The sequence below is a fragment of the Allobosea sp. FBZP-16 genome, from assembly GCF_002831785.1.
Lineage (GTDB): Bacteria > Pseudomonadota > Alphaproteobacteria > Rhizobiales > Beijerinckiaceae > Allobosea > Allobosea lupini.
Window position 1 is genome coordinate 183,324 of the sequence record NZ_LNCQ01000012.1, and the last position, 23,872, is coordinate 207,195.

Genomic DNA, 23,872 nt, shown 5'->3' on the forward strand with positions numbered 1-23,872 from the left:
AATGGCCGGCGCCGCGCTGGCGCAAACCCCGGCCGCGCCGCCCGCCCCAGTGCCCAACAAGGGCGACGTCGCCTTCATGATGAGCTCGACGATCCTCGTCCTGCTCATGACCGTGCCCGGCCTGGCCCTGTTCTATGGCGGCCTCGTCCGCTCCAAGAACATGCTCTCGGTGCTGACCCAGGTCTTCGCCATCGTCTGCATCGTCAGCCTGATGTGGGTCGTCTTCGGCTACTCGCTCGCCTTCACCAATGGCGGCGGCCTCAACGACTTCGTCGGCGGCTTCTCCAAGGCCTTCCTGCGCGGCGTCGACGGCAACTCGACCGCTGCGACCTTCTCCAACGGCGTCGTCATCCCGGAATATGTCTACATCGCCTTCCAGATGACCTTCGCCTGCATCACGCCGGCCCTCATCGTCGGCGCCTTCGCCGAGCGCATGAAGTTTTCGGCGCTGCTGCTCTTCACCGTGCTCTGGGTCACCTTCATCTATTTCCCGATGGCCCACATGGTCTGGTACTGGGGCGGGCCCGACGCGGTCGGCAACGCCGCCAAGGCGCTGGCTGATGCCGGCACCGACGGCAAGGCCGCAGCCCAGGCGGCGCTCGATGCGGTCAACGCCGATGCCGGCATGCTGTTCAAATGGGGCGCGCTCGACTTCGCCGGCGGCACCGTCGTGCACATCAATGCCGGTATTGCGGGCCTCGTCGGCTGCATCCTGATCGGCAAGCGCATCGGCTTCGGCAAGGAGCTGATGGCGCCGCACTCGCTGACCATGACGCTGATCGGCGCCGCTCTCCTCTGGGTCGGCTGGTTCGGCTTCAACGCCGGGTCCAACCTCGAAGCCAACGGCACCGCGGCGCTCGCCATGATCAACACCTTCGTTGCCACTGCGGCGGCGGCGGTGGCCTGGCTGTTCGTCGAATGGGCGGTCAAGGGCAAGCCCTCCATGCTCGGCATGGTCTCGGGCGCGGTCGCCGGCCTCGTCGCCGTCACCCCCGCGGCAGGCTTCGCCGGCCCGATGGGCTCGATCGTCCTCGGCCTCGTCGCCGGCGCGGTCTGCTTCGTCTTCTGCTCGACCGTGAAGAACGCGCTCGGCTACGACGACTCGCTCGACGTCTTCGGCATCCACTGCGTCGGCGGCATCATCGGCGCGCTGGCCACGGGCATCCTGGTCAACCAGGCCCTCGGCGGCGCCGGCATCCCCGACTATTCGACCAAGCCCGGCGAGCTGGTTGCTGCGACCTACGAGTTCGGCACGGCCTTCATGGCCCAGCTCAAGGCGGTGTTGTTCACACTCGTCTTCAGCGGCGTCGGCTCGGCAATCCTCTATAAGGTCGTCGACGTGATCATCGGGCTGCGTATCCCCGCCGACCAGGAGCGCGAGGGCCTCGACATCGCCGAGCACGGCGAGCGCGCCTATCACGACTGAACCAGGGGTTCATCTCCCAGGAATCATCGCCCCGGCGGGAGACCGCCGGGGCTTTTCGTTGGGCCGCTCAGTCGCGGCTCGTCGCGCGGTCCAGCACGATCTCCAGCACCTGAACCTTCTCCGGCAATTCGATCAGGAATTCGGCATCGCGTTCGAGGTGATGGATCTTCCGCGGATCGGGCCCGGCGAAGCGCGACATCGCCTCGACGCTCTCCCAATAGGAGATCGTCACGAACTCGCTCTCGGTCTCGCGGTCCTCGCGGAACATCTGCGCACCCAGCGCCTTCTTCGCCAGCGGCCTGACGCCGACCTCCAGCAGATAGGCGGCATAGGCATCGGCCTTGTCCGGCACGGTGCGGCCGCGCCAGATCCGGGCAATTCTTGCGATCCTGTCGTCGCCATCGGCCATCGTGCCCTCCTTGCGGTTGCTGTTTGAAAAATGCCTTCGCCAGGCCGATCGTTCCTCGATCTCCTGACAGTCCGCGGCGGCAGTGCAAGGTTAAGCGGGCCTTAACCGGACCTTCCTAACCTGCCGGTTCGACAGGTGGCCTTCGCCGCCTTCCTGATGCCCGCAGACACGGCCCGATGCGCACGATCCGACGCTCCTCATCGCTGATCGACCGCCTGCCCGATCCGGTGCGCGAGTTCCTGTCGCGCCGCGCCGCAGAAATCGGCGGCATCGCGATGCTCGCGCTGATGGTGGCTGTCGCCGTCGCCCTCGCGACCTGGTCGGTCGACGATCCCAGCCTCAACAACGCCACGCGCGGCACCGTACACAACCTGCTCGGCCGGCCTGGCGCGATGATCGCCGATCTCGCCATGCAGCTGCTGGGCCTCGGCGTCGTCGCATTGCTGCTGCCGCCGCTGCTCTGGTCGCTCCGGCTGATTCGCTTCCACCTCTTCGATCGCAGCGCCCTCAAGCTCGTGCTCTGGGTTGTCGGCATCGTCTCGAGCGCGGCGGTGGCGAGCGCCCTGCCGGCGACGCCGCGCTGGCCTCTGCCGACCGGGATGGGCGGCGTGATCGGCGACGCGCTGCTGCAGGGCACCCGCAACATCGTCGGCCTCGGCGGCACCGCGCTCGGCGGCCTCGTCGCCTTCGTCTTCGCCGGCATCGCCATCCTCTCCGTCACCGCCGCCGCCGGCTTCGGCTTCGTCACCGACGAGGATCCCGAACTCGACCAGGACGACGATGCGCCCTTCGCCGATGGCGAGGAGCGTCGCGACGACGAACCGGGGTTCTCGGTCATCCTGATCGGCTGGGTCGCCCATGGCGCCATGGCGCTGAAGGCCGCGATCCTGCGCCGCCTGCCGCGCCCGCCGCAGGCGGCTTCCGCTAGCGCGGGCGCGATGCCCGTTCCGGCCCAGACCGGACGGGTCCGCCGCGAGCCGAACCTCACCGGCGATCCCGAGGCCTACCGGTCCCCTGTCGTCGCCCCCGAGCTCGTGCGCCCGGCTGCCGCCAAGGCAGCGCCAAGCGCCCGGCCGGCCTACGATGACGATGACGAGCCCTTCGAGGCGCAGGACGTGCGCGATCTCAATGCGCCGCGCGTCGCCGCGCCGGTGCGCGCGCCCAAGCCCGGCAAGCGCCTGTCGCGCGAAGCCCAGCCCTCGCTGCTCGATCGCGAAGGTTTCGAGCTGCCGCCGCTGACCTATCTCGCCGAACCGAAGAAGATCCCGGCCAACACCATCTCGACTGACGCGCTGGAGCAGAACGCCACCTTGCTGGAAGGCGTGCTCGAGGATTTCGGCGTGCGCGGCGAGATCAGCCAGGTTCGCCCCGGCCCGGTCGTGACCTTGTACGAGCTCGAGCCTGCGCCTGGGACGAAGTCGTCGCGGGTGATTTCGCTGGCGGACGACATTGCGCGCTCGATGAGCGCGGTGTCGGCGCGCGTGGCGGTGGTGCAGGGCAAGAACGCGATCGGCATCGAACTGCCCAACGCCAAGCGCGAGACCGTCTTCCTGCGCGAACTGCTGGCCTCCCAGGATTTCGAGGGCACCAAGCACAAGCTCGCGCTCTGCCTCGGCAAGACCATCGGCGGCGAGCCGGTGATCGCGGACCTTGCCCGCATGCCGCATCTGCTCGTCGCCGGCACCACCGGCTCGGGCAAGTCGGTGGCGATCAACACCATGATCCTGTCGATCCTCTACCGGCTGAAGCCGGAGGAGTGCCGGCTGATCATGGTCGATCCCAAGATGCTCGAGCTTTCCGTCTATGACGGCATCCCGCATCTGCTCACCCCCGTCGTCACCGACCCGAAGAAGGCGGTGGTCGCGCTGAAATGGGCGGTGCGCGAGATGGAGGAGCGCTACAAGAAGATGTCGAAGCTCGGTGTGCGCAACATCGACGGCTTCAATCTGCGCGTGGCGGAAGCGGCCGCGGCGGGCGAGGTCATCACCCGCACGGTCCAGACCGGCTTCGACAAGCATTCGGGCGAGGCGATCTATGAGGAGGAGGCGATGGACCTGTCGCCTCTGCCGTACATCGTCGTGATCGTCGACGAGATGGCCGACCTGATGATGGTCGCCGGCAAGGAGATCGAGGGCACGATCCAGCGCCTGGCGCAAATGGCCCGTGCCGCCGGCATTCATGTGGTCCTGGCGACGCAGCGGCCTTCGGTCGACGTGATCACCGGCACGATCAAGGCGAACTTCCCGACCCGCATCTCCTTCCAGGTCACCAGCAAGATCGACTCGCGCACCATTCTGGGCGAGATGGGCGCCGAGCAGCTGCTCGGCCAGGGCGACATGCTCTACATGGCCGGCGGCGGGCGGATCACCCGCGTGCACGGCCCGTTCGTCTCCGACGCCGAGGTCGAGAAGGTGGTGGCGCATCTGAAGACGCAGGGGCGGCCGGACTATCTCGACGCGGTCACCGCCGAGGAGGAGGCCGGAGCGGCCGAGGACGAGGACGGGGCGGTTTTCGACAAGAGCGCCATGGGCCAGTCCGAGAGCGACGACCCCTATGAGCAGGCGGTGGCGGTGGTGCTGCGCGACAAGAAGGCCTCGACCTCCTACATCCAGCGCCGCCTGCAGATCGGCTACAACCGCGCCGCCTCGATCATGGAGCGGATGGAGAACGAGGGCATCGTCGGCCCCGCCAACCACGCCGGAAAACGCGAAATCCTCGTCGAGACCGGCAGGGCCAGGGAAGACGAGGACTAAGAGGGCCGGTGCGACCTCCTCAGCCCTCATCCTGAGGAGCAGCGCAGCGGCGTCTCGAAGGATGCTCCAGGAGGTTCCGGAGACATCTGAAGCATCCTTCGAGACGCGATCTGCGATTGCTCCTCAGGATGAGGGCTTTCATTGGTCAGCGATGTTGGCCCCTGCCGTGCGTGCTTTGGCTCAGTCCGACCAGGACAGCAGGATCTCGTAGGCCGTCGGCTTGACGAGGCGCATGTCCGGATTCGACGAGGAGAATTCCTTGTCGCCGGAGAGCCGGTCGAGCGCCTTGGCGTCGGCGCCCTTCGGATAGCCGAAACGGATCGTCAGCCTGCAGCCGCCGAAGGCCTTGGCGAGCTTGCCGCCCTGCCAGTCGGCCGCGGTGCCGGAATAGTCCCAGTCGAAGCCGAGGATGCTGAAGGGCTTGCCATTGGCGGCCTCGACCGCTGCGAGGGCACTGCCGATGGCGAGGCGCTCGCCCGCTGGCCCGACCACCGCCCAGGCCGAGCCGTCGCGGACATAAATTGTGGCGGGGCCGCGGCGCTTCTTGCCGTCGCGCCAGATCAGCTCGAGCCGGCGCTTCCTGTCTTTGGGAAAGAGGATGGCGCCGGCCACCTTCTCGCCTTCGCCGATCTCGATGCGGGCGCGCTGGACGTTTCCGGCGCCGAACGCCCCGACCAAGGTCGCCTCGTCGGCATCGCGAGCGAAGGCGCCAGTGCAGGCAAGCAGGTCAGGCGTCTGCGCCGAAGCCGTTCCGATCAGGGCGACAAGTCCGATCAGGGCGACAAGCGTGATCGCCGCCAGTTGCGATGCCAGAGCCAGTGTCTTCATGCGGCGCCCCCTTGCCGATGATGGCGGGCCGCCGATGGCGCCGCCCGCGTCAGACCTTGGGAGGCTTTGAAGCACGATCGAAGACGGGCGTCGCCTCGGTCTTGCCGGCCGGGTCCTGGCCCGTCGGGATGTCCTCCGCGGCATGGCGGACAGCCTCTTCCTGCTCGGTCAATCCGTCCAGCGTGTCGTTGGCGTCGCTGCCGGCGTCGTGGACATTGGTCGTGTCGCTGACGCGGCGCCGGTCGCTGATCGGCGTATCCTGGTCAGGGCGGACCGAGGCGTCCTCGGGCCGGACCGGATCGGTCTCGATGCGCTCGTCGAGCAGAGCGGGATTCTCGCGTGGCTTTCCATCCGACATGGCAGTGCTCCTTGGCTGAGTGATTGCCGAACCAAGCTGCGAGCCACTGCATTGTTCCGTGCCGCCTGCCGCGAACCTTCGCGGGGCAAGAGCGTTTATCGGGCATGCAAGGAGTGCCCGCATGACGACGATCCATCAAGCCGGCGGACCGCCGGGTGGCGTGCCGACCAGCCCTACGCCACCACCGGAGCTGCCGCCGATGAACCCCGGCGAGGTCGCGCCGGCACCGCCGATCGAGAATCCGCCGGACAACGAGCCGAACGGCATTCCGAACGATCCGCCGCCGGAACTGCCGCCGAATGCGCCGCCCGAAGGCCCCCCGGCATCGCCGATCGACCTGCCGCCGGCCCGCGATCCGCGCGAGCCGCAGGAGCGGGGCAGCTAGCCTAGCTCAGAGTGCCGGGCGGTCGCTCTCGCCGAGGTCCCAGTAGAGGCCGGCCATCAGGCCGAGCGCTTCGCGCGGGATGGCGACAGGCACATGCTCGTTCGGGGCATGCTGCGAGCAGCCGGGATAGGAATGCGGCACCCAGATCGTGCGCATGCCGACGATATCGGCGAAGATGTCGTTGGGCAGGCCGCCGCCGAGATTGGGCAGCAAAGCCGGCTTCTTGTTGGTGCTCTTCTGCAGCGAGGCCAGAGCCCATTCCACCCAGGGGTCATCGGGATCGAGCCGCGTCGCGTTGAAGACCGCGTCGCGCGCCTTGGTGACTTCGACCATGTCGAAGCCATGGCGCTTGAGGTGGCGCTGCAGCGCCGGGATGACGTCGTCCGGATCGATGCCGACGACGAAGCGCAGTGCGCAGCGGGCCCAGGCGCTCGGCGGTACCGCGTTGACCGGGGTCTCCGGTACGCCCGATTTCATCGCCAGCACGTCGAAGGAGCACCAGCCGAAGACCTGCTCGGCCGGCGACAGGCCGGGCTCGCCCCATTCGGGATCGATGGTCGGGCCATCGGGCCCGCCGTCGATCTCGCAATCGGCGAGGGCCTTGCGCACCGCCGCCGGCAATTCCTTCGGCACCCATTCATGGATGCGGATCTGCCCGGTCGGCGAGGTGATCGAGGCGATGGCATGGGCGAGCTGGATCGCCGGGTCGGAAAGGATACCGCCCCAGTTGCCGGAGTGGTGGCCGCCCTCGCGGGCGTTGATGGTGAGGTCGAAGGTGACGCCGCCGCGGGCGCCCAGGAAGATGGTCGGGCGCTCCGCATTGAGGCGCGGCCCGTCGGAAGCGATTAGCACGTCCGACTTGAACAGCTCCTTCTGCTCGGTGCAGAGCTCGCGCAGGCCGGGCGAGCCGCATTCCTCGCCCATCTCGATCAGGTATTTGACATTGAAGCCGAGCGTGCCGCCGCGCGTCTCGAGCACGGATTTCAGCGCGCTGATGTTGATCAGGTGCTGGCCCTTGTTGTCGACGACGCCGCGTCCGTACCAGCGGTCGCCGCGCTCGGTGAGCGTCCAGGGCGAGAGCCCTTCCGCCCACTGTGCGTCGAGGCCGCGGATGACGTCGCCATGGCCGTAGCCGAAGATCGTCGGCAGGCCCTCGGCCTCGATACGCTCGGCGAAGAGGAAGGGGCCCTTGGCCTTGGGGTGGTTCAGCGTCCGGCAGGAGAAGCCGAGGCTCTCCAGCAGCGGCTGCATCTCCTTTTCCAGATACTCGGTTAGCACCGGGGCGCGCTCGGGGTTCTGGCTCTCGGTCGGCATGGCGATCAGCCGCGACAGGTCGCTCTTGAAGCTGCCGGAGTCGAAATAGTCGAGCGCATGGGCGATCGCCTTGGCGCGGGTCATGGTGGTCACTCCGTCAGAAAGGATCAGTTGCGCTTTTCGGGCGAGATCACGTCGCGCAGGCCGTCGCCCGCGAGGTTGATCGCGAAGATCAGCAGGGCGAGCGCCGTGCCGGGCAGGGCGATCAGCCAGAACGAGAAGAACATGTAGGCCTTGGCCTCGGAGACCATCAGGCCCCACGACGGCAGCGGCGGCTGCACGCCGAGGCCGAGGAAGGAGAGCGCGGCTTCGAGCAGGATGGCGCTCGCCGCCTCCAAGGTCGCGACCACGATCAGATGCGGGGCGATGTTGGGCAGGACCTCGCGCAGGATGATGCGGGTCGTGCTGGCGCCCGAGGCCTGCGCCGCCGTGATGTAGTCGAGCGAGCGGACCTGCTGCGTCGCGCTGCGCATCACCACGGCGAAGCGGTCCCATTTCAGGAGCCCGAGCACCAGGATGACGATCCAGAGCGAGGAGCCGATGATGGCGACGACGGCGAGCGCCACCAGGATCACCGGCATGGCGAGGCGGGTGGTGACCATGAAGGTCACGGCCATGTCGATGCGGCCGCCGAAATAGCCGGCGAGCAGGCCCATGGTCGTGCCGATCAGCCCGGCGATGGCGACGACGCTGATGCCGATGATCAGCGAGATGCGGGCGCCGTAGAGCAGGCGCGAGAGATAGTCGCGCCCGAGCGGGTCGGTGCCGAGCGGATGGACCCAGTTGCCCTTGTCGTACCAGAACGGTGGGACGTTCCGCGCCGTCAGGTTCTGCAGATAGGGATCATGCGGCGCCAGCAGCGGGGCGAGCAGCGCCAGCACGATGAAGAGCACCAGCAGGCCGAAGCCGAACAGGAAGGATTTCTGGGCCAGCGCGCGGCGCAACAGGCGACGGCCGCCGGTGATATCGCTGGAGGCAAGGGGGAGGGAGGTCGCATCGCTCATTTCAGGATACCCGGATTCGCGGATCGAGCCAGGCATTGGCGATGTCGGCCAGCAGCGTCAGCAGGACGTAGACGACCGAGAGCAGCAGGACGATGACCTGCATGACCGGGAAATCCTTGTAGGTGATGCTCTGATAGGCGAGGTAGCCGAGGCCATCGAGCGCGAAGATCGTCTCGATCACCACCGAGCCGCCGAGCAGGAAGCCGAGCTGCACCGCCGTCAGCGCGACCACCGGCACTGCGGCGTTGCGCAAGGCATGGGTGATGACGACGGCATGGGACGACAGTCCCTTTGCGCGGGCGGTGCGGATATAGTCGGCCGAGAGCACCTCGATCATGCCGGCGCGGATCAGGCGCATGAAGGCCGGGGCGGTGTAGTAGCCGAGCGCGATCGTCGGCATGACGTAATGCAGCCAGGTCCCTGAGCCGGAGACCGGCAGCCAGCGCAGCGTGATCGAGAACAGCATCACCAGGATCAGCGCGAAGAAGAAGTTCGGCATCGCCTGGCCGAAAACGGCGATGGCCAGCGCCAGGCGGTCGATCCAGCTATTGGCGTAGATCGCCGCGAGCACGCCGAGCGGGATCGAGATCAGAAGCGCGAAGGCGAGCGAGGAGAGGCCGAGGATCAGCGTCACCGGCAATTTGGCGAAGACCAGCGAGGAGACGTCGGTCTTGAAATAGATCGAGGTGCCGAAATCGCCTGACAGCGTCTTCAGCAGCCAGTCGAGATACTGGACGACGAGCGGCCGATCGAGCCCGTAGGTCTTGCGGATGACGTCGAGGTCAGCCTGCTGCGCGCCTTCGCCGGCAATCGCGACCGCGATGTCGCCGGATAGGCGCAGCAGGAAGAAGGCGATGGCCGAGACCGCGAGGGCGACGAGCAGCGCCAGGCCGAGCCGTTTGACGATGAAGCCGAGCATGGCTTGCTTCCAATTGTGAAGGTGATGTCCGCGCCGGGTTATGAGCCCGGCGCGTTATGGTCGGCCTTGAGCCGACCATCTCTTTCAGGAGATTCTCGGGTCTGCGCTTCGTTTCGCCCGAGAATGACCCCTATGCCTTACTTCCAGCCCATCTCCCAGAAGCGGACGAGCTCGTCCGGATAGGCCTTGAAGTTCAGGTCCTTGTTGGCGACGTAGTAGACCGGCAGCGAATAGAGCGGCACGGCATAGGCCTTGTCGGCGATGATCTTCAGGCCGGCCTTGTAGGCCTCCTTGCGCACCGCCCGATCGACCGAGTTGTTGCCCTTCTCCAAGAGGTCGCGGACCTGCGGGTCGCGGGTGATGTCCTCGCTGCGGAAGGCGAAGTAGTTCGGCGTCGCGGCCGAAACGTCGTTGACCGAGAACGAGCCCCAGGTCTGGTGCGTCAGCATTGCCTTGTTGGTGGCGATCTGCTCGCGCATCGCGGCGTATTGCAGGAAGCGCAGATTGGTCTTGATGCCGACGGCCTGGAGATAGCCGATCAGCGCCTCGGTCTGGTTGCGCTCGCGATAGGCGACGATGTCCATGGTCAGGCTGGGATGGCCGGCTTCCGCCAGCAGCGCCTTGGCCTTAGCGGGATCATAGGGATAGCGCGCCGCGCCCTCGTCGGTGCAGCCGAACTGCGAGGGGAAGCAGATCGTGTTGATGACGCGCGAGCCCGTGCCGACGATGTTCTTGACCATCGCCTCGCGGTCGATGGCGTGGATGATCGCCTTGCGCACGCGCTCGTCCTTGAGGGCGGGGGCCGGCGTGCCGTCGAGGATGTTCATCTGCATGAAGACGATGCGCATCGTCTCGCCGGAGACGACCTGCAGTGTCGGCACGCTCTGGAGCTGGTCGGCCTGGTCCTTTGGGACGTGCATGATCAGGTCGGCGCCGCCCGATAGCATCTCGGCCATCTGAGTCTGGCGATCCGGGATGAAGCGGATCTCGAACTTGCCGACCTTGGGCTGCGGCTTCGGCGAATCCTTGAAGTAATCCTTGTTGAGCTCGAGCGTGATCGACTTGCCCGGCACATAGTTCGAGACCTTGTAGGGGCCCGAGCCGACCGGCTTCTCGTTCTGGCCCTTGGGCCCGACCTTCTCGTAATACTCGTTCGGATGGATCACGACCGGGCCGGCGAGGTACTCGATCGCGGCCGGAAAGATCTCCTTGGTGGTCAGCCGGACCTTGTACTTGTCGAGCTTCTCGGCCTTGGCGATCCAGTTGACGTTGCCCTGGGTGACGACCTTGTTCTCGGGCTTGGAGATGAAGTTCAGCGTGTAGACGACGTCGTCGGCGTCGAACTCCTCGCCATTGTGGAACTTCACGCCCTCGCGCAGCTCGAACTCGATGGTCTTGTCGTCGACCTGCTTCCAGCTTTTGGCGAGCTGGCCTTTGTACTCGTTGGTGGCGGGGTCGCGGTAGATCAGCGTGTCCCAGACATTGGCGCCGATGATCACGCCGATGCGGACATTGTTGAAGAACGGATCGACGCTTTCGGGCGCCTGGTCATAGGCGAAGCGGACGGTGTTGGCGGCCTTCTGGGCCAAGGCGGGCGTGGTAAAGGCGGTCGCAGCCAGAATGGTTGCGGCCAGGGCCGTTGAGGCCTTGTCGAAGAAGCGCATGTTTTCCCCTCGCAGCGTTGTCGCTTGTCTCGTTCGGCGGGCAGCCTCGGGCCACCGTCACGCCGGCGACACAAACTCTGCACAGCTTCGTGCTTGCCGCCATAAGAATGAATCGAAAGGATCGTTGCCGAGACGGCAATGCCTTGCTACGGCAGCCATCTTCTCAGCCCTCATCCTGAGGAGCCGCGTCAGCGGCGTCTCGAAGGATGCTCCAGGACGCTCCGGAACCAGCTGGAGCATCCTTCGAGACGCGATCTGCGATCGCTCCTCAGGATGAGGGCTGAGCATGTCGGAAGTGGTAGCCGAGGTTCATGACGTGCAGACTCCGGCCTTGCGGTATTTCCTGGCGGTGGTGCGGACCGGCTCGATCAGCGCCGCGGCGCAGCGCCTGCGCGTCGCCGGCTCGGCCGTCAGCCGCCAGATCGCCAATCTCGAAAAGGAGCTGGACGCGGCGCTGTTCGAGCGGCGCTCGCACGGCATGATCCTGACCCAGGCCGGCCAGACGCTGGCGGCCTACGCGCAGCGGCTCGAACTGGAGAGCGAGCAGGTCGTCAGCGAGATCCGCGAACTGCGCGGTGCCAGCAAGGGCCTGATCCGGCTCGGCGTCACCGAGGGCTTTGCGGTCAGCTTCATTCCGGAGGTGATCTACGCCTTCCGCCAGCAGCATCCGGACGTCGCCTTCGACGTCAAGGTGATGTCGCCGCAGGTCGTCACCGAGCATGTCCGCACCGGGGCGATCGACCTCGGGCTGACCTTCGTGCTGCAGCAGGAGCGCGGCGTCACCATCAACTGGCAATGCGCGGCGCGGACCTATGCCTTCGTCGCGCCGCACCACCCGCTGGCGGGCAAGGAATCGATCCGGATCGAGGACATCTTCGTCCACCCGGTCGCGGTGCTCGACAGCGAGGCGACGGTACGCAAGATCGTCGACATCTATTTCTCGGCGCGCGGGCTCACCGTCGAGCCGGTGCTGGTCTCGACCAACGTCGCGGGGCTCGGGCATTTCTGCAAGCTCGGCGGCGCGGTGATGTTCGCGAGCTCGATCGCCTTCGGCGCCTCGATCCGCGACGGCTCGGTGGTGGCGCTGCCGCTCCGGGATGGCGACCTGCCGCCGCGCAGCCTGCAGATCCAGAGCATGTCGGGCCGGGCGCTGCCCAAGGTGGTGACGAACTTCCTGAGCGTGCTGATCGAGGAGCTGCAGCACGCCGATGTGCTGGCGGCGATGGCGACCGAGCGGGCTCCGGCTTCCGAGGTCCGGCAGGCATGAGCGTTCCCGTGAAGGCCGATGCGCCCGAGATCATGGTGCCGCATCCTCACCAGCTCGTCGCGCGCGACGCGATCCTGGCGGCGCGGGCGGCGGGCAAGCCGGGTTTCCTGCTTGGTGACCTCACCGGGCTCGGCAAGACGCTCTCGGCCTGGCTCGCCATCTCGGCCATGCCCGAGCAGGAGGTGCTGGTGATCTGCCCGAAGGGCGCAATTCCGCAATGGCGGCGCACCATCCCCCATGCTGGCCTGCCGGCGAAGAAGCTCACCCTGATGAACTTCGAGCGGACGAAGTCGCTGCTCGCGCCACCGCCGGCCTCGAACAAGCGTTCGACCCGGGCGAAGAACAACGAGCTCGCCAAGCACGGCACGCCGAAACGGATCTGGCCGCTGGTGGTGATCGACGAAGCCCATCGCATTCGCAACCCGAACTCGCAGCAGGGGCTGGTCTGCCGGCAGATGGCGGCCGCCGCGCAGTTCACGATCTATATGAGCGCGACGGCCGGGCAGGCGCCGCACGAGCTCTCCTATCTTGCGCGTTTGCTGTCGGTGGCGACGGGCGCGCCCGGAGCCGATCTCGACGGTTTCCGGGCGCTGATGAAGCGGCTGAAGATCGGCAAGGCCAAGGGGCGCTGGAAGAACTGGAGCTGGGAGCCGAACGAGAGCGACCGAAAGGTGATGGCGGACCTGCTCTATCGCGGCGCCAACGCCATCGGCCTGCGTCGCCGGCCGGAGGAGATCGCCGGCTGGCCGGAGGTGCAGCGCGAGCTCGCTCCCGTTGCGCTCGATACGAGCGAGCGCAAGCTCTACGACGCGACCTGGCGCGAATTCCGGCGCGAGCTCGGCCTCGCCGGCGGTTCGACCCGGAAGCCCGCCGGCTGGGCTGCCGATCTGCGCTTTCGCCAGAAGGCGAGCCTGCTGCGCACCACCGGCACGGCCGAATTCTGCCAGGATCTGCTGGAGAACGACGAGCAGGTCGCGATCTCCGTCGCCTTCCTCGAAACCGGAGCGATGCTGGCCGAGAAGCTTGCGGGCAGGGGCTGGCGCGTCGGCTCGATCACCGGCGAGCATTCCGGCGAAGTCAATGAAGCCACCCGCATCGCCTTCCAGACCGGCAATCTCGACGCCGTCGTCTTCACCGTGACCGAGTCGATTTCGCTGCACCGGGCCGAGATGCCTGGCGGCGAACGCGAGCGGGCACTGGTCGTCCATGATCTCCGGCACAGTGCGATCCAGCTGCAGCAGATCGAAGGGCGCTGCCATCGCGACGGCCAGCACGCGACGATCTTCTATGCCTATGCCGAGGATACGGTGGAAGAGAAAGTCGCCGCGACCGTGCTCGCCCGCATGGCGGCGATGGAGGGCCTGGCCGGCGACGAGACGGCGCTGCTCGATGCCATCGCTGGGGAGGTCGAGCGGGCGGCGCTGGCGAGAGAGGCGGCGTAGGCGCTGCCCTTTCCCGTCATGGTCGGGCTCGTCCCGACCATCCACGTCTTTGAAGGTCGAAGGCCTCGTTCAAGACGTGAATGCTCGCCACAAGGGCGAGCATGACGGCATGGGAGCGCTGACGCTCAATTCATCTGCGAGCGCGGCGGCTCGTCCGGAGCCCGCTCGCCGACGCGCTTGGCCTCGTCGACGACGCGCTCGGTTGCGCCGACGGCCTTGTACCAGAGGTCGCGCGTGTAGGCGCCCTGGTGGACGATGGCGTCGTAGCCGATCGCGATGACCGCGATCACCAGCAGAATGCGAAACATGGGTATCCCCCGTCCGAAACGTTACTCGGCAGGAAACGCCTCGGCCGCGGCCGGGTTCCGCTGCGGCGAGGTTGACCATCGCCGCGCGGCATTGTCCCTTCCATCGGCAGGGAGACACGCGGAATGTTCGAGGATCTCAAGGGCAAGCGGGTTCTGGTGACGGGCGCTTCCTCAGGGTTAGGGGCGCATTTCGCCCGGCTGCTCGCGGGGAAGGGAGCGCATGTGGTGGCTGCGGCGCGCCGGACCGAGCGACTTGAGGAACTGGCGCGTGAGTGCGAGAGCTTGCGGGGCAAGGTCTTGCCGCTCGCGCTCGATGTGAGTTCGGCCAAGGTGATCGAGGCAGGCATCGCCGAGGCTGTCAGGCTGCTCGGCGGGCTCGACGTGCTGGTCAACAATGCCGGCGTCGGCGAGACGGAAGCTGCGCTCTCGGTCAGCGAGGCGCAGTGGGACAGCCAGATCGACGTCAACCTGAAGGGCTGCTTCTTCGCGGCGCAGGCGGCGGCGAAGCTTATGGTGGAACAGGACAGCGGCGGGGCGATCGTTAATATCGCCTCGATCCTGGGCGAGCGCGTCGCCGGCAAGGTCGCGCCCTATGCGATCTCGAAGGCCGGGCTGATCCAGATGACCAAGGCGCTGGCGCTGGAATGGGCCCGGTACAAGATCAGAGTCAACGCGCTGGCGCCGGGCTACATCGTCACCGACATCAATCGCGCGTTCTTCGCAGGGGAGGCCGGCGAGGCTCTGAAGAAGCGCATCCCGATGCGCCGGGCCGGTGAGCTCGATGATCTCGACGGGCCGCTCCTGCTGCTCTGCTCGGAGGCCGGGCGCTACATGACCGGCGCGGTCGTCGCGGTCGATGGCGGGCATCTGGTCAGCGGGTTGTAGGCGGCCGGAACAGCCGGCGGCTGGGCAAGTTGCCTGTGTGGAAACAGGAGGAACCCATGCATAAGCCGGAAGGGCACAACGCTGTCTCGCCCTATCTCATGGTCGCCGATGCCGAGCAGGCGCTCGCTTTCGCCAAGGCCGTCTTCGGAGCTGATCCCAGCTTCATCGCCCGGCGCGAGGATGGCGGGATCATGCATGCCGAGTTCAGGATCGACGATTCGATCGTGATGCTCGGGCAGGCGCCGGGCGGGCCGGAATCCCATGTCCACGTCTATGTCGCCGACCCCGAGGCCTTGATCGCGAAGGCTGTGGCGGCTGGCGGCACGCTGATCCAGGCGCCGGAGGAGAAGGGCGACGGCGATCGCCGCGGCGGGGTCAAGGACCCCGCCGGTACGACGTGGTGGCTGGCGCGGATGGTCGATCCGGCGGGGCGAAAGAAGACGAACGCGCTCTAGCCAGAGGGCAGCAAATCGCGCATCCGCAGCAAGGTTATCTTCTTGACCTGCGCGAGGGCGGTCTCGAATTCGCGCTGTGGCGTGCTCGCCATCCGTTCCTCGAAGTTCGCGAGGATGTCGGCCTTCGTCAATCCCTTGACGGCCAGGATGAAGGGGATGCCGAACCTCGCCTTGTACGCTTCGTTCAGAGCGGTGAAACGGGCGCGCTCGTCAGATGTCAGGCGGTCGAGACCCGCCGAGCCCTGTTCGTCCGCCGATTCCGCGGTCAACTCGCCGGCGGCGGCGATCTTGCCGGCAAGGTCGGGGTGCTGTTTCAGGAAGGCTATCTGGGTTTCGCGCGGACTTTCCCGCACGACCCTGAACATCGCGGAGTGGAGCGCATCGGCGGAGTCGTGCTTCGCATTGATGCCAGCCGCGTAGGCCTTCTCGGCGATCCACGACGAATGCTCGAAGACCCGGCCAAAGACCTCGACGAAAAGCGCCCGAGGCAGCCGCGAGGGCTTGTAGCCCCCTTCCGGCGGATGTGTCCTGACCCAATGTCGGGCGATGTCGAGCCGCGTTGCGACCCAGACGCGATCATGGCTCTGGACGTAGTCGAGGAAGCGGGCGAGCGCGGCGGCCCGGCCGGGCCGGCCGACGAGCCGGCAATGCAGGCCGACCGACATCATCTTCGGCGCGGTCTCGCCCTCGGCATAGAGCGTGTCGAACGAGTCCTTTAGATAGGCGAAGAACTGGTCGCCGCTGTTGAAGCCCTGTGGCGTCGCAAAGCGCATGTCGTTGGCGTCGAGCGTATAGGGGACGGCGAGCTGCGGGCCGTGCGGCCCCTGCAGCCAATAGGGCAATTCGTCGGCATAGACGTCGGCGGTGTAGAGGAAGCCGCCTTCCGCCATGGTCAGAGGAATGGTGTTGACCGAGGTGCGGCCCTGATAGCAGCCGAGCGGACGGGTCCCGGCGAGCTCGGTCTGGATGCGGATCGCTTCGAGGATGTGCTCGCGCTCGAGTTCTGCGGGCGTGTCGCGATAGTCGATCCATTTCAGGCCGTGGGTCGCGATCTCCCAGCCGGCCTCCTGCATCGAGGCAACGATCTGCGGATAGCGCTGCAGGGCCGACGCGACGGCGAAGACCGTGACGGGCAGATTGCGCTCAGTGAACATCCGCCACAGCCGCCAATAGCCGGCGCGCGAGCCGTATTCGTAGATCGACTCCATGTTCATATGGCGCTGGCCGGGCCAGGGCGCGGCACCGACGATCTCGGAGAGGAAGGCCTCCGAGGCGGCATCGCCATGCAGGATGTTGTTCTCGCCGCCCTCCTCGTAATTGACCACGAACTGCACGGCGATGCGGGCCTGCCCCGGCCAGTGCGGATGCGGAGGGGTGCGGCCATAGCCGACGAGGTCGCGCGGGTAGGAAGGGCTCATGAGATGATTCAAGTCCATGCGAGCGAGAGTCAAGAACGGCCGGCAAGCCGTTCTCGATGAGTCGTTTTCAGCTGCCCCGATAGGTCGAATAGCTCCAGGGCGAAGCGAGCAGCGGTACGTGATAATGGCCCTGCGGCTCGGCGATGGCGAAGCGGATCGGCACGAGATCGAGGAAGGCCGGCTCAGGCAGCTTCGTGCCGAGATGGCGGAAATAGTCGCCGATCGCGAAGGTCAATTCATAGCTGCCGACCGGTAGCCTGCCGGTGAGCAGAGGCGCATCGGTGCGGCCGTCGGCATTGGTGACGGTGTCGGCGATCCGTTCGCGGCTACCGTCCGGCAGCAGCGCGTCGAGCGCGATCGCGACGCCCGCGGCCGGCCTGCCGTTGACCGTATCGAGCACATGCGTCGACAGACGCCCCATAGCCCTGAACCTCTCGTTGACGCTGCGTTGAGCAGCTGGAATGACGCTTGCCTTCCAAGGCTGCGAACCTAGTCTGGACCGTGATGCAAGTTCCCTTCCGGATTCCGCCCTGTCAAATCGCAAACATACCGCTCCACCCGGAGTCCGTCCGTGCTTGAGGCCTATCTGATGGAGTGGGGCAGCCAGCTTCTGCGCTGGCTGCATGTGATCGCGGCGATCGCCTGGATCGGCTCGTCCTTCTTCTTCATCCACTTGGACGCCTCGCTGAGGGCCGCGCCGGATGCGCCCAGGACCGAGGCCGGCCAGCCGACGCAGTTTCTCGCCTGGCAGGTCCATGGCGGCGGCTTCTATGCGATGCGCAAATACCTGGTCGCGCCGGAGGTGCTGCCGAAGGAGCTGACCTGGCACAAATGGCAGGCCTACTGGACCTGGATCTCGGGCTTCTTCCTCTTGGTCTGGGTCTATTACGCGCAGTCGGAGCTCTATCTGATCGACCCGGCGGTGATGGCACTTTCGCCGATCGCGGCGGGCGCGATCGGGATCGCGGCATTGGCCGGTGGCTGGCTGTTCTACGACCTGCTCTGCAAGTCGCCGCTCGGCAAGAACGACGTCGTGCTCGGTCTGCTTGGCTTCGGCTATGTCGTCGCAGCAAGCTTTGCCTTCGCCTCGGTCTTTTCCGGGCGCGGCGCGCTGATTCATACCGGCGCGCTGATGGCGACGATCATGTCGGCCAATGTCTTCTTCGTGATCATGCCGGGCCAGCGCAAGACCATCGCTGCGATGGTCGCCGGCGAGGTGCCTGATCCGAAATACGGCAAGCAGGCCAAGCAGCGCTCGCTGCACAACAACTACATCACCCTGCCGGTGCTGTTCCTGATGCTGGCGAACCACTACCCGGTGACTTACGCCAATTCGGCGGTGATCCCGGTTCTGGTCGCGCTGATCATCGTCGCGGGTGCACTGATCCGGCATTTCTACAATGTCCGCCATGCCGACCATGCCAAATCGCCGTGGTGGACCTGGGCGGTGGCGGCGCTCGCGCTCTGGCTCGCCTTCTGGGTGGCGATGGCGTCCTCGCCCGGCGGTCGCGAGCGTCTCGGGCTGAAGCCGCTGGAACCGGCCAAACCGATGATGCTCGCCGGTCTCGTCGCGCCGTCGCCGGAGGTCGCCAACATCGTCACGGGACGCTGCGCCATGTGCCATGCGCCGGAGCCGTCCTGGCCTGGCCTGCAGATCGCGCCCAAGGGCGTCTTCCTGCACGAACCCGAGCTGATCGCCCGCCAGCGCCGCGCCATTGGCGTGCAGGCGGTGCTGACCCATGCCATGCCGCCGAACAACCTCTCGGGCATGACCGCGGACGAACGGCGCGTCCTCGCCGCCTGGGTGGCGCAGAAGCGCTGACCCGGCTTCGCACGGCGCGGCAAGTTGACGCTGCCGGGCCACAGTCGAGCGCTCGATCCGCGCTGTTCAGTTTCATTCAGTTTCGGTTCATCGCGGAACCATCATCGTCGAACGTGATCACATCGGCGTGATCGGCGCGTGATCATGCGCGCCGGGCGCGCCGGGGGCCTTGGGGGTCCAGTTGAAAGCCGTGTGGAGATCGGGCTCCAGCTACTGGCTGGCGGCCGCGCTGTTCTGTTGCGCCTGGGTGGCGCTGTGCTGGCCCTGGCTGTCGGGAGCGGTGACGATTCCGTTCGACGCCAAGGCGCATTTCCAGGCGCAGATCCAGTTCCTGGCGCAGGCGCTGCACTCGGGCCAGTCGCCGTTCTGGACCCACAACGTCTTCGCCGGCTCGCCCCAGGTCGCCGATCCGCAATCGCTGATCTTCTCGCCCGCGATCCTGCTGGCGCTGTTCAACCCCTCGCCGAGCTTCCGCGCGGTCGATGCCTATGTGCTGGCGCATCTGCTGGTCGGCGGGCTCGCCATGCTGATGTTCTTCCGCGACCGCAACTGGCATCCGGCGGGGGCGCTGCTCGCGGCGCTGGTCTTCGCCTTCGGCGCCTCCGCCGCCTGGCGGGTCCAGCATGTCGGCCAGATCGCCAGCTTTGCCTTCTTCGGATTGTCGTTCTGGCTGACGGCGCGGATGCTGCAGCGCGCCTCGCTGCGCTATGGCCTGCTCGCCGGCTTTTCCGCCGGGATGATGGTACTCGAGCCCGATCAGGTCGCGTTGCTCGGCGCCTATATCCTGATCGGCATGGTTGTGGCCTACTGGCTCTCCGAGGGTTGGACGGGTTTGCGCGAGAGTCTCGCGCCGATCGCGGCCGCCTGCTTTGCCGGCATCGTCACCATTGCGGTGCCGCTGCTCTGGACCTGGCTCTTCGCCGAGGCGACGACGCGCCCCGCCATCGATCTCGTCGAAGCCGGCAGGGGCTCGCTGCACCCGGCCTCGCTGCTGACCGCCTTCGTCGGCGACCTGTTCGGCGTGCGTGACCCGTCCGTCGAATTCTGGGGACCTTACGCCCCGGACTGGAACGCCAAGGAGCTCTTCCTGTCGAAGAATATGGGGCAGGTCTATCTGGGGGCGTTGCCTTTCCTGCTGCTGATCGTACCGGGCCTGACGCGCGGCTGGCTCTGGGATAGGGCGATCCGGCCCTTCACCATCCTGTTCGTGCTGATGGTGCTGTTCGCGCTCGGCCGCTACACGCCGCTGTTCCACCTGGCCTATGACTATCTGCCGGGCGTCAAGGTGTTCCGGCGGCCGGCCGATGCGACCTTCCTGATCGGCGGACTCGGGGCCGTGCTCTCGGGCTATCTGCTGCATCGCATGCTCAGCGAGGAGAAGCAGGGCGCGATCTGGCGCGATCTCGGCATCGGCGCCGGTGCGATCGCGCTGCTGATCGGCGTTGCCTTGCTGGTGGCGCGTCAGGCCGGCCATCTCGGTCAGGCCTGGCTGCCCAGCGCGACCGCTGCTGCCTGGTTCGCCAGTGCGCTCCTGCTCCTCGTGGTGCTGACCCGCTGGCGCGGCGCTGCGACCCCGCTTGCCGCGAGCCTGTTCATCACCGGCGTCGTCGCTGCCGACCTTGCTGCCAATAACGGTCCGAACGAGGCTACGGCGCTGGCGCCCGAGGTCTATGACGTGCTCCGGCCGGAGACCAAGAACGAGACCGTCGCCGTGCTGAAGAAGCTGACGGCCCAGCCGTCGGATTCAGCCCGGCGCGACCGGGTCGAACTGCTCGGCATGGGCTTCGAGTGGCCCAATGCCGGCATGATCCACGGCTTCGATCATACGCTCGGCTACAACCCGCTGCGTCTGGCCGACTTTTCGGATGCGGTCGGCACGCGCGATTCGATCGCGGCGCCGGGCGAGCGCGTGTTCACGCCCCTGTTCCCGTCCTATCGCTGCCGCCTCGCCGATTTCCTCGGCCTGCGCTACATCGCGACCCGGGTGCCGATCGGTGAGGTCGACCGCTCGCTGCGCGAGGGCGACCTCAAGCTCGTCGCCTATACCAAGGACGGCTACATCTACGAGAACCCGCGGGCGCTGCCGCGCGTGATGTTCGTCGGCGGCTGGGAGCTTGCCGATTTCGAGGGGATGAAGTCGGCCGGGAAATGGCCGGAGGCCGACCCGCAGCGCGTCGTCCTGCTCGACCAGGAGCCGGAGCCCGGCGTGCCGGAAGGGCCGGTCGCGAGCAATGCCGAGGTCAAGCTCAAGCGCTACCGCAACACGGTGGTCGAGATCGAGGTCACGACCGCCCAGCCCGGCTTCGTCGTGCTGAACGACATCTGGCACCCCTGGTGGAAGGCCGAGCTCGACGGCCAGGAGGTCGAGATCCTCAAGGCGAACGTCCTGTTCCGCGCCGTGCAGGTTCCGGCCGGCACGCACAAGATCCGCTTCAGTTTCCATCCGCTCGAGGGGGCGATCGCCGAACTGCGCGACCGCGTGACGCCGCCGGAAGAGGAGGGCGTGGTCGCGGAAGCGCCGACGCATAGCGGCCCTTCGGGCTCGCCGGCGACGCGCATCCAGCCGGTACCGCCGGAGCCGGTCTCGCGCCCGGCGCACGACATGGCCGCACATGAGATGCTGCCGTCCGCGTCGGCGATATCGGTGGTGCGGTAGGGGCAAGCAACGTCATGCTCGGCCTTGAGCCGAGCATCTCAGGCCGGAAGAGACTCCAATAGCGCCTTCTCGTCATGAGATTCTCGGGTCTGCGCTTCGCTTCGCCCGAGAATGACGCTTAGGGCTCAAGCCACGCCGAGCTTCTTCTGCAGGGCGCTCGACGAGGTCGTGTACTGGAAGGTCAGCCGCTTCTCCGGATAGACGTAGCGGTGGACCTTCTGGGCGGCGAGCGCCGCCTCGTGGAAGCCCGAGAGGATCAGCTTCAGCTTGCCGGGATAGGTGTTGATGTCGCCGATGGCGAAGATGCCAGGCACATTGGTCTCGAACTTCTCGGTGTCGGCCGGGATCAGGTTCTCGTGGAGGTTGAGACCCCAGTCTGCGATCGGGCCGAGCTTCATCGTCAACCCGAAGAAGGGCAGCATCGTGTTGCAGGCGATCTCGAACTCGACGCCGGCATTGTCACGGCAGACCGCGCCGTGCAGCTCGTTGCCCTCGCCCTTGAGGCCCATGACCTGGCCGAGCCGCAGATCCATCGCACCGGAGGCGACGAGGGCGCGCATCTGCTCGACCGAATGCGGCGCGGCGCGAAAATCGTCGCGCCGATGCATCAGCGTCACGCGCTTTGCGATCGGCTGCAGGTTCAGCGTCCAGTCGAGCGCCGAATCGCCGCCGCCGACGATCAGGATCTCGCGGCCGCGGAAGGCCTCCATCTTGCGCACGGCATAGTGCACGCCGCCGCCGTCGCTGCGGCCCTCATAGGCCTCGATGCCGGGAATCGGGGGCTTCTTGGGCAGGAAGGAGCCGCCACCGGCGGCGATCAGCACCGTCTTGGCCTCGAACACCGTGCCGCCAGCGGTGCGCAGGCGGAAACGCGGGGCCTCGGCTGAGCCGAGCACCTCGACCGCCTCGATCATCTGGTTGAGATGGAAGGTCGCGCCGAAGGGCTTGATCTGCTCCATCAGGTTGTCGACCAGCCCCTGGCCGGTGACGAGCGGGAAGCCGGGAATGTCGTAGATCGGCTTCTCCGGATAGAGCTCGGCGCACTGGCCGCCGACCTTGGGCAGGATGTCGACGAGATGGGCCCTGATGTCGAGCAGGCCGAGCTCGAACACGGCGAACAGGCCGCAGGGGCCGGCGCCGATGATCAGCGCGTCGGTCTCGACGGTCTCGCCCTCGATGGTGGCGGCGATGTTCATGGGTCTTCGTTCCTCAGGACGGCTTCGAGGGCCGCCGATCGCCCCCCGATGCCGGAAATCCGCCGGCCTTGCAATGCGACATGGCGCAAGGCCGGGCGGGCCGGACCGCATGCGGAATGGGGCTTTCAGCCGCCGGTTTCGGCGGTGAGCCCAGCGGCGGCGATGCCGGCGAGCGCCGCCGCCTCGTCATTGTCCGAGGTGTCGCCGGAGATGCCGACGACGCCGATGAGGTTGCCGCCGGGATCGCGGATCAGCGCGCCGCCGGGCACGGGCACGACCGGGCCGCCGACCGAGAGAGCGACGCCGTTGATGAAGTGCGGGCGCTCCAGCGCCATCTTGTTGAGGGTGCGCGGGCCGACGCCGAGCGCGATCGCGCCATTGGCCTTGCCGAGCGCGATCTCGCCGCGCTTCAGGCTGGTGCCGTCCTGCGCCAAGAAGAATTTCTGCGCGCCGCGGGCGTCGAGCACCGCGATGGCGAGCGGCTTCAGCCCGTTCTCGCGGGCGTATTTCAGGGCGCCGTCGACGATCGCGTTGGCCTGGTCGAGGGAGAGGGCGGTCATAGGTGGCCTTTCCTGGGTATCGATGGCGGAGCCTGCCGGCCTGGCAACGTTCTGCCAGTGCCGGCGACATGAGGGAAGGGCAGTCGTCAGGCTTCGTCTCGTGACGGTTTAGTCTTGCAGTTGTCGTTCCGAGTCGGCTTCATGTGTTGCCCGTCTCGGGATATGTTCCGCAAGGTGATTGCCATTTTTGCGACCAGAACATGCTCCAAGGCTGTCGCGTTGCGCGAAGCCCGATCGTTCGGCCAATCCTGGCGGGGCGGCCAGCGCATGAGGAGAATACGCCATGGGTCTGTTCAGTTTCATCAAGGAAGCCGGTGCCAAGATCTTCGGGTCGAGCTCGGCCAATGCGGCAACGGCTGATCAGTTGCAGAAGGAACTGGCGGGCCATGGCCTGCCGTCCGACGTCAAGATCGACGTCTCGGGCGACAAGGTGAAGGTCTCCGGCAAGGCGATGACCACGGAGGAGGCCGAGAAGATCATCCTGGCGATCGGCAACACCGCCGGCGTCGGCTCGGTCGAATCGGAGCTGATCGTCAACAAGGAGGCGGCAGCCGCGGTGTTCTACACGGTCAAGAAGGGCGATACGCTCTGGAAGATCGCCGAGGAGCATTACGGCAAGGGCAAGGGCGCCAAGTACACCGAGATCGTCAAGGCCAACACCCCGCCGGTGAAGGATCCCGACCTGATCCAGCCGGGCTGGGTGCTGCGCATCCCGCCGCTGGCCTGAGCCGGCGCGGCGTCTCCGCCGCTTGCCAATTGGTTGCAGATGAAACTATTATGACCGGGAGGCCGTCAGCGACGGC

The 23,872-nt window shown here is 66.8% G+C and carries 22 protein-coding genes; 10 read left to right on the plus strand and 12 right to left on the minus strand.

Features of this window, described 5'->3' with window-relative positions:
- Position 1 precedes the first annotated feature (1 nt).
- Complete coding sequence (locus CXY91_RS03440) at positions 2–1,426, plus strand: ammonium transporter (protein WP_244544075.1); 1,425 nt, start codon at positions 2–4, stop codon at positions 1,424–1,426.
- Between the two features lie 67 nt (positions 1,427–1,493).
- Here the strand turns inward: CXY91_RS03440 and CXY91_RS03445 are convergent, their stop codons facing one another.
- On the minus strand, positions 1,494–1,835 hold the full coding sequence (locus CXY91_RS03445) for an antibiotic biosynthesis monooxygenase family protein (RefSeq protein WP_100959301.1): 342 nt from the start codon (positions 1,833–1,835) through the stop codon (positions 1,494–1,496).
- A 176-nt stretch (positions 1,836–2,011) separates the two neighbouring features.
- Between CXY91_RS03445 and CXY91_RS03450 the strand changes: the two genes are divergently transcribed.
- The gene (locus CXY91_RS03450) at positions 2,012–4,588 is read left to right on the plus strand and encodes an FtsK/SpoIIIE family DNA translocase (protein WP_100959302.1); all 2,577 of its coding nucleotides are present in this window, start codon (positions 2,012–2,014) and stop codon (positions 4,586–4,588) included.
- Between the two features lie 180 nt (positions 4,589–4,768).
- On the opposite strand, the gene CXY91_RS03455 is transcribed toward CXY91_RS03450, so the two are convergent.
- A complete protein-coding gene (locus tag CXY91_RS03455; protein ID WP_100959303.1) occupies positions 4,769–5,416 on the minus strand; it encodes a hypothetical protein in 648 nt (215 codons plus the stop codon).
- 49 nt (positions 5,417–5,465) lie between these two features.
- Positions 5,466–5,774, minus strand: coding sequence for a hypothetical protein (locus CXY91_RS03460; RefSeq protein ID WP_100959304.1), 309 nt, complete (start codon positions 5,772–5,774; stop codon positions 5,466–5,468).
- Positions 5,775–5,895: 121 nt separating this feature from the next.
- Here CXY91_RS03460 and CXY91_RS03465 point away from each other — a divergent pair, with 121 nt between their 5' ends.
- A complete protein-coding gene (locus CXY91_RS03465) occupies positions 5,896–6,159 on the plus strand; it encodes a hypothetical protein (RefSeq protein WP_100959305.1) in 264 nt (87 codons plus the stop codon).
- Between the two features lie 6 nt (positions 6,160–6,165).
- Here the strand turns inward: CXY91_RS03465 and CXY91_RS03470 are convergent, their stop codons facing one another.
- The 4 genes from CXY91_RS03470 to CXY91_RS03485 all read right to left on the minus strand — a co-directional run bounded on the left by CXY91_RS03470 (position 6,166) and on the right by CXY91_RS03485 (position 11,060).
- Entirely contained in the window at positions 6,166–7,557 is a 1,392-nt protein-coding gene (locus tag CXY91_RS03470) for a M20 family metallopeptidase (protein ID WP_100959306.1), read from the minus strand.
- A gap of 23 nt (positions 7,558–7,580) precedes the next feature.
- Positions 7,581–8,477 (minus strand): ABC transporter permease, encoded by an 897-nt coding sequence (locus CXY91_RS03475; RefSeq protein WP_199777346.1) that lies wholly within the window; start codon positions 8,475–8,477, stop codon positions 7,581–7,583.
- Position 8,478: 1 nt separating this feature from the next.
- On the minus strand, positions 8,479–9,396 hold the full coding sequence (locus CXY91_RS03480) for an ABC transporter permease (RefSeq protein WP_100959308.1): 918 nt from the start codon (positions 9,394–9,396) through the stop codon (positions 8,479–8,481).
- Positions 9,397–9,533: 137 nt separating this feature from the next.
- Positions 9,534–11,060: an ABC transporter substrate-binding protein gene (locus CXY91_RS03485; RefSeq protein ID WP_100959309.1), complete on the minus strand. Its 1,527-nt coding sequence runs from the start codon at positions 11,058–11,060 to the stop codon at positions 9,534–9,536.
- A 286-nt stretch (positions 11,061–11,346) separates the two neighbouring features.
- Between CXY91_RS03485 and CXY91_RS03490 the strand changes: the two genes are divergently transcribed.
- Both CXY91_RS03490 and CXY91_RS03495 read left to right on the plus strand, forming a co-directional pair.
- Positions 11,347–12,327 carry a LysR family transcriptional regulator gene (locus CXY91_RS03490; RefSeq protein ID WP_100959310.1) on the plus strand — a complete coding sequence of 327 codons (981 nt, stop codon included), beginning with the start codon at positions 11,347–11,349 and terminating at the stop codon, positions 12,325–12,327.
- Positions 12,324–13,769 carry an SNF2-related protein gene (locus CXY91_RS03495; RefSeq protein WP_248307337.1) on the plus strand — a complete coding sequence of 482 codons (1,446 nt, stop codon included), beginning with the start codon at positions 12,324–12,326 and terminating at the stop codon, positions 13,767–13,769. Before CXY91_RS03490 ends, CXY91_RS03495 begins: the two co-directional genes overlap by 4 nt.
- Positions 13,770–13,894: 125 nt before the next feature.
- Here the strand turns inward: CXY91_RS03495 and CXY91_RS03500 are convergent, their stop codons facing one another.
- A complete protein-coding gene (locus CXY91_RS03500) occupies positions 13,895–14,077 on the minus strand; it encodes a hypothetical protein (RefSeq protein ID WP_091843359.1) in 183 nt (60 codons plus the stop codon).
- 123 nt (positions 14,078–14,200) lie between these two features.
- Between CXY91_RS03500 and CXY91_RS03505 the strand changes: the two genes are divergently transcribed.
- Both CXY91_RS03505 and CXY91_RS03510 read left to right on the plus strand, forming a co-directional pair.
- The gene (locus tag CXY91_RS03505; RefSeq protein WP_100959312.1) at positions 14,201–14,962 is read left to right on the plus strand and encodes an SDR family NAD(P)-dependent oxidoreductase; all 762 of its coding nucleotides are present in this window, start codon (positions 14,201–14,203) and stop codon (positions 14,960–14,962) included.
- Positions 14,963–15,018: 56 nt separating this feature from the next.
- Positions 15,019–15,417, plus strand: a complete 399-nt coding sequence (locus CXY91_RS03510; RefSeq protein WP_100959313.1) for a VOC family protein — start codon at positions 15,019–15,021, stop codon at positions 15,415–15,417.
- On the opposite strand, the gene puuE is transcribed toward CXY91_RS03510, so the two are convergent.
- Both puuE and uraH read right to left on the minus strand, forming a co-directional pair.
- Complete coding sequence (puuE, locus tag CXY91_RS03515; protein WP_100959369.1) at positions 15,414–16,835, minus strand: allantoinase PuuE; 1,422 nt, start codon at positions 16,833–16,835, stop codon at positions 15,414–15,416. The genes CXY91_RS03510 and puuE overlap by 4 nt on opposite strands.
- A 67-nt stretch (positions 16,836–16,902) precedes the next feature.
- Positions 16,903–17,256, minus strand: coding sequence for a hydroxyisourate hydrolase (uraH, locus tag CXY91_RS03520; protein WP_091843344.1), 354 nt, complete (start codon positions 17,254–17,256; stop codon positions 16,903–16,905).
- Positions 17,257–17,424: 168 nt separating this feature from the next.
- Here uraH and CXY91_RS03525 point away from each other — a divergent pair, with 168 nt between their 5' ends.
- Both CXY91_RS03525 and CXY91_RS03530 read left to right on the plus strand, forming a co-directional pair.
- Entirely contained in the window at positions 17,425–18,657 is a 1,233-nt protein-coding gene (locus CXY91_RS03525; protein ID WP_100959370.1) for a urate hydroxylase PuuD, read from the plus strand.
- 181 nt (positions 18,658–18,838) lie between these two features.
- Positions 18,839–21,313 carry a glycosyltransferase family protein gene (locus CXY91_RS03530; protein ID WP_158673251.1) on the plus strand — a complete coding sequence of 825 codons (2,475 nt, stop codon included), beginning with the start codon at positions 18,839–18,841 and terminating at the stop codon, positions 21,311–21,313.
- A gap of 125 nt (positions 21,314–21,438) precedes the next feature.
- Here the strand turns inward: CXY91_RS03530 and CXY91_RS03535 are convergent, their stop codons facing one another.
- Both CXY91_RS03535 and CXY91_RS03540 read right to left on the minus strand, forming a co-directional pair.
- A complete protein-coding gene (locus tag CXY91_RS03535; RefSeq protein ID WP_100959315.1) occupies positions 21,439–22,509 on the minus strand; it encodes an NAD(P)/FAD-dependent oxidoreductase in 1,071 nt (356 codons plus the stop codon).
- Between the two features lie 125 nt (positions 22,510–22,634).
- On the minus strand, positions 22,635–23,069 hold the full coding sequence (locus tag CXY91_RS03540) for a GlcG/HbpS family heme-binding protein (protein WP_100959316.1): 435 nt from the start codon (positions 23,067–23,069) through the stop codon (positions 22,635–22,637).
- Between the two features lie 283 nt (positions 23,070–23,352).
- Between CXY91_RS03540 and lysM the strand changes: the two genes are divergently transcribed.
- Positions 23,353–23,796, plus strand: a complete 444-nt coding sequence (gene lysM / locus CXY91_RS03545) for a peptidoglycan-binding protein LysM (protein ID WP_091843329.1) — start codon at positions 23,353–23,355, stop codon at positions 23,794–23,796.
- The last annotated feature ends 76 nt before the right edge of the window (positions 23,797–23,872 follow it).

Excerpts from the sequence above, each read along its gene's own strand:
- CXY91_RS03460 (WP_100959304.1), bottom strand. The coding sequence starts at position 5,774 with ATGTCGGATGGAAAGCCACGCGAGAATCCCGCTCTGCTCGACGAGCGC.
- lysM (WP_091843329.1), top strand. The coding sequence starts at position 23,353 with ATGGGTCTGTTCAGTTTCATCAAGGAAGCCGGTGCCAAGATCTTCGGG.
- puuE (WP_100959369.1), bottom strand. The coding sequence starts at position 16,835 with ATGAGCCCTTCCTACCCGCGCGACCTCGTCGGCTATGGCCGCACCCCT.
- CXY91_RS03470 (WP_100959306.1), bottom strand. The coding sequence starts at position 7,557 with ATGACCCGCGCCAAGGCGATCGCCCATGCGCTCGACTATTTCGACTCC.
- CXY91_RS03475 (WP_199777346.1), bottom strand. The coding sequence starts at position 8,477 with ATGAGCGATGCGACCTCCCTCCCCCTTGCCTCCAGCGATATCACCGGC.
- CXY91_RS03480 (WP_100959308.1), bottom strand. The coding sequence starts at position 9,396 with ATGCTCGGCTTCATCGTCAAACGGCTCGGCCTGGCGCTGCTCGTCGCC.
- CXY91_RS03485 (WP_100959309.1), bottom strand. The coding sequence starts at position 11,060 with ATGCGCTTCTTCGACAAGGCCTCAACGGCCCTGGCCGCAACCATTCTG.
- CXY91_RS03510 (WP_100959313.1), top strand. The coding sequence starts at position 15,019 with ATGCATAAGCCGGAAGGGCACAACGCTGTCTCGCCCTATCTCATGGTC.
- uraH (WP_091843344.1), bottom strand. The coding sequence starts at position 17,256 with ATGGGGCGTCTGTCGACGCATGTGCTCGATACGGTCAACGGCAGGCCG.
- CXY91_RS03490 (WP_100959310.1), top strand. The coding sequence starts at position 11,347 with ATGTCGGAAGTGGTAGCCGAGGTTCATGACGTGCAGACTCCGGCCTTG.
- CXY91_RS03445 (WP_100959301.1), bottom strand. The coding sequence starts at position 1,835 with ATGGCCGATGGCGACGACAGGATCGCAAGAATTGCCCGGATCTGGCGC.
- CXY91_RS03540 (WP_100959316.1), bottom strand. The coding sequence starts at position 23,069 with ATGACCGCCCTCTCCCTCGACCAGGCCAACGCGATCGTCGACGGCGCC.
- CXY91_RS03450 (WP_100959302.1), top strand. The coding sequence starts at position 2,012 with ATGCGCACGATCCGACGCTCCTCATCGCTGATCGACCGCCTGCCCGAT.
- CXY91_RS03500 (WP_091843359.1), bottom strand. The coding sequence starts at position 14,077 with ATGTTTCGCATTCTGCTGGTGATCGCGGTCATCGCGATCGGCTACGAC.
- CXY91_RS03495 (WP_248307337.1), top strand. The coding sequence starts at position 12,324 with ATGAGCGTTCCCGTGAAGGCCGATGCGCCCGAGATCATGGTGCCGCAT.
- CXY91_RS03535 (WP_100959315.1), bottom strand. The coding sequence starts at position 22,509 with ATGAACATCGCCGCCACCATCGAGGGCGAGACCGTCGAGACCGACGCG.
- CXY91_RS03455 (WP_100959303.1), bottom strand. The coding sequence starts at position 5,416 with ATGAAGACACTGGCTCTGGCATCGCAACTGGCGGCGATCACGCTTGTC.
- CXY91_RS03505 (WP_100959312.1), top strand. The coding sequence starts at position 14,201 with ATGTTCGAGGATCTCAAGGGCAAGCGGGTTCTGGTGACGGGCGCTTCC.
- CXY91_RS03465 (WP_100959305.1), top strand. The coding sequence starts at position 5,896 with ATGACGACGATCCATCAAGCCGGCGGACCGCCGGGTGGCGTGCCGACC.
- CXY91_RS03525 (WP_100959370.1), top strand. The coding sequence starts at position 17,425 with ATGGAGTGGGGCAGCCAGCTTCTGCGCTGGCTGCATGTGATCGCGGCG.
- CXY91_RS03440 (WP_244544075.1), top strand. The coding sequence starts at position 2 with ATGGCCGGCGCCGCGCTGGCGCAAACCCCGGCCGCGCCGCCCGCCCCA.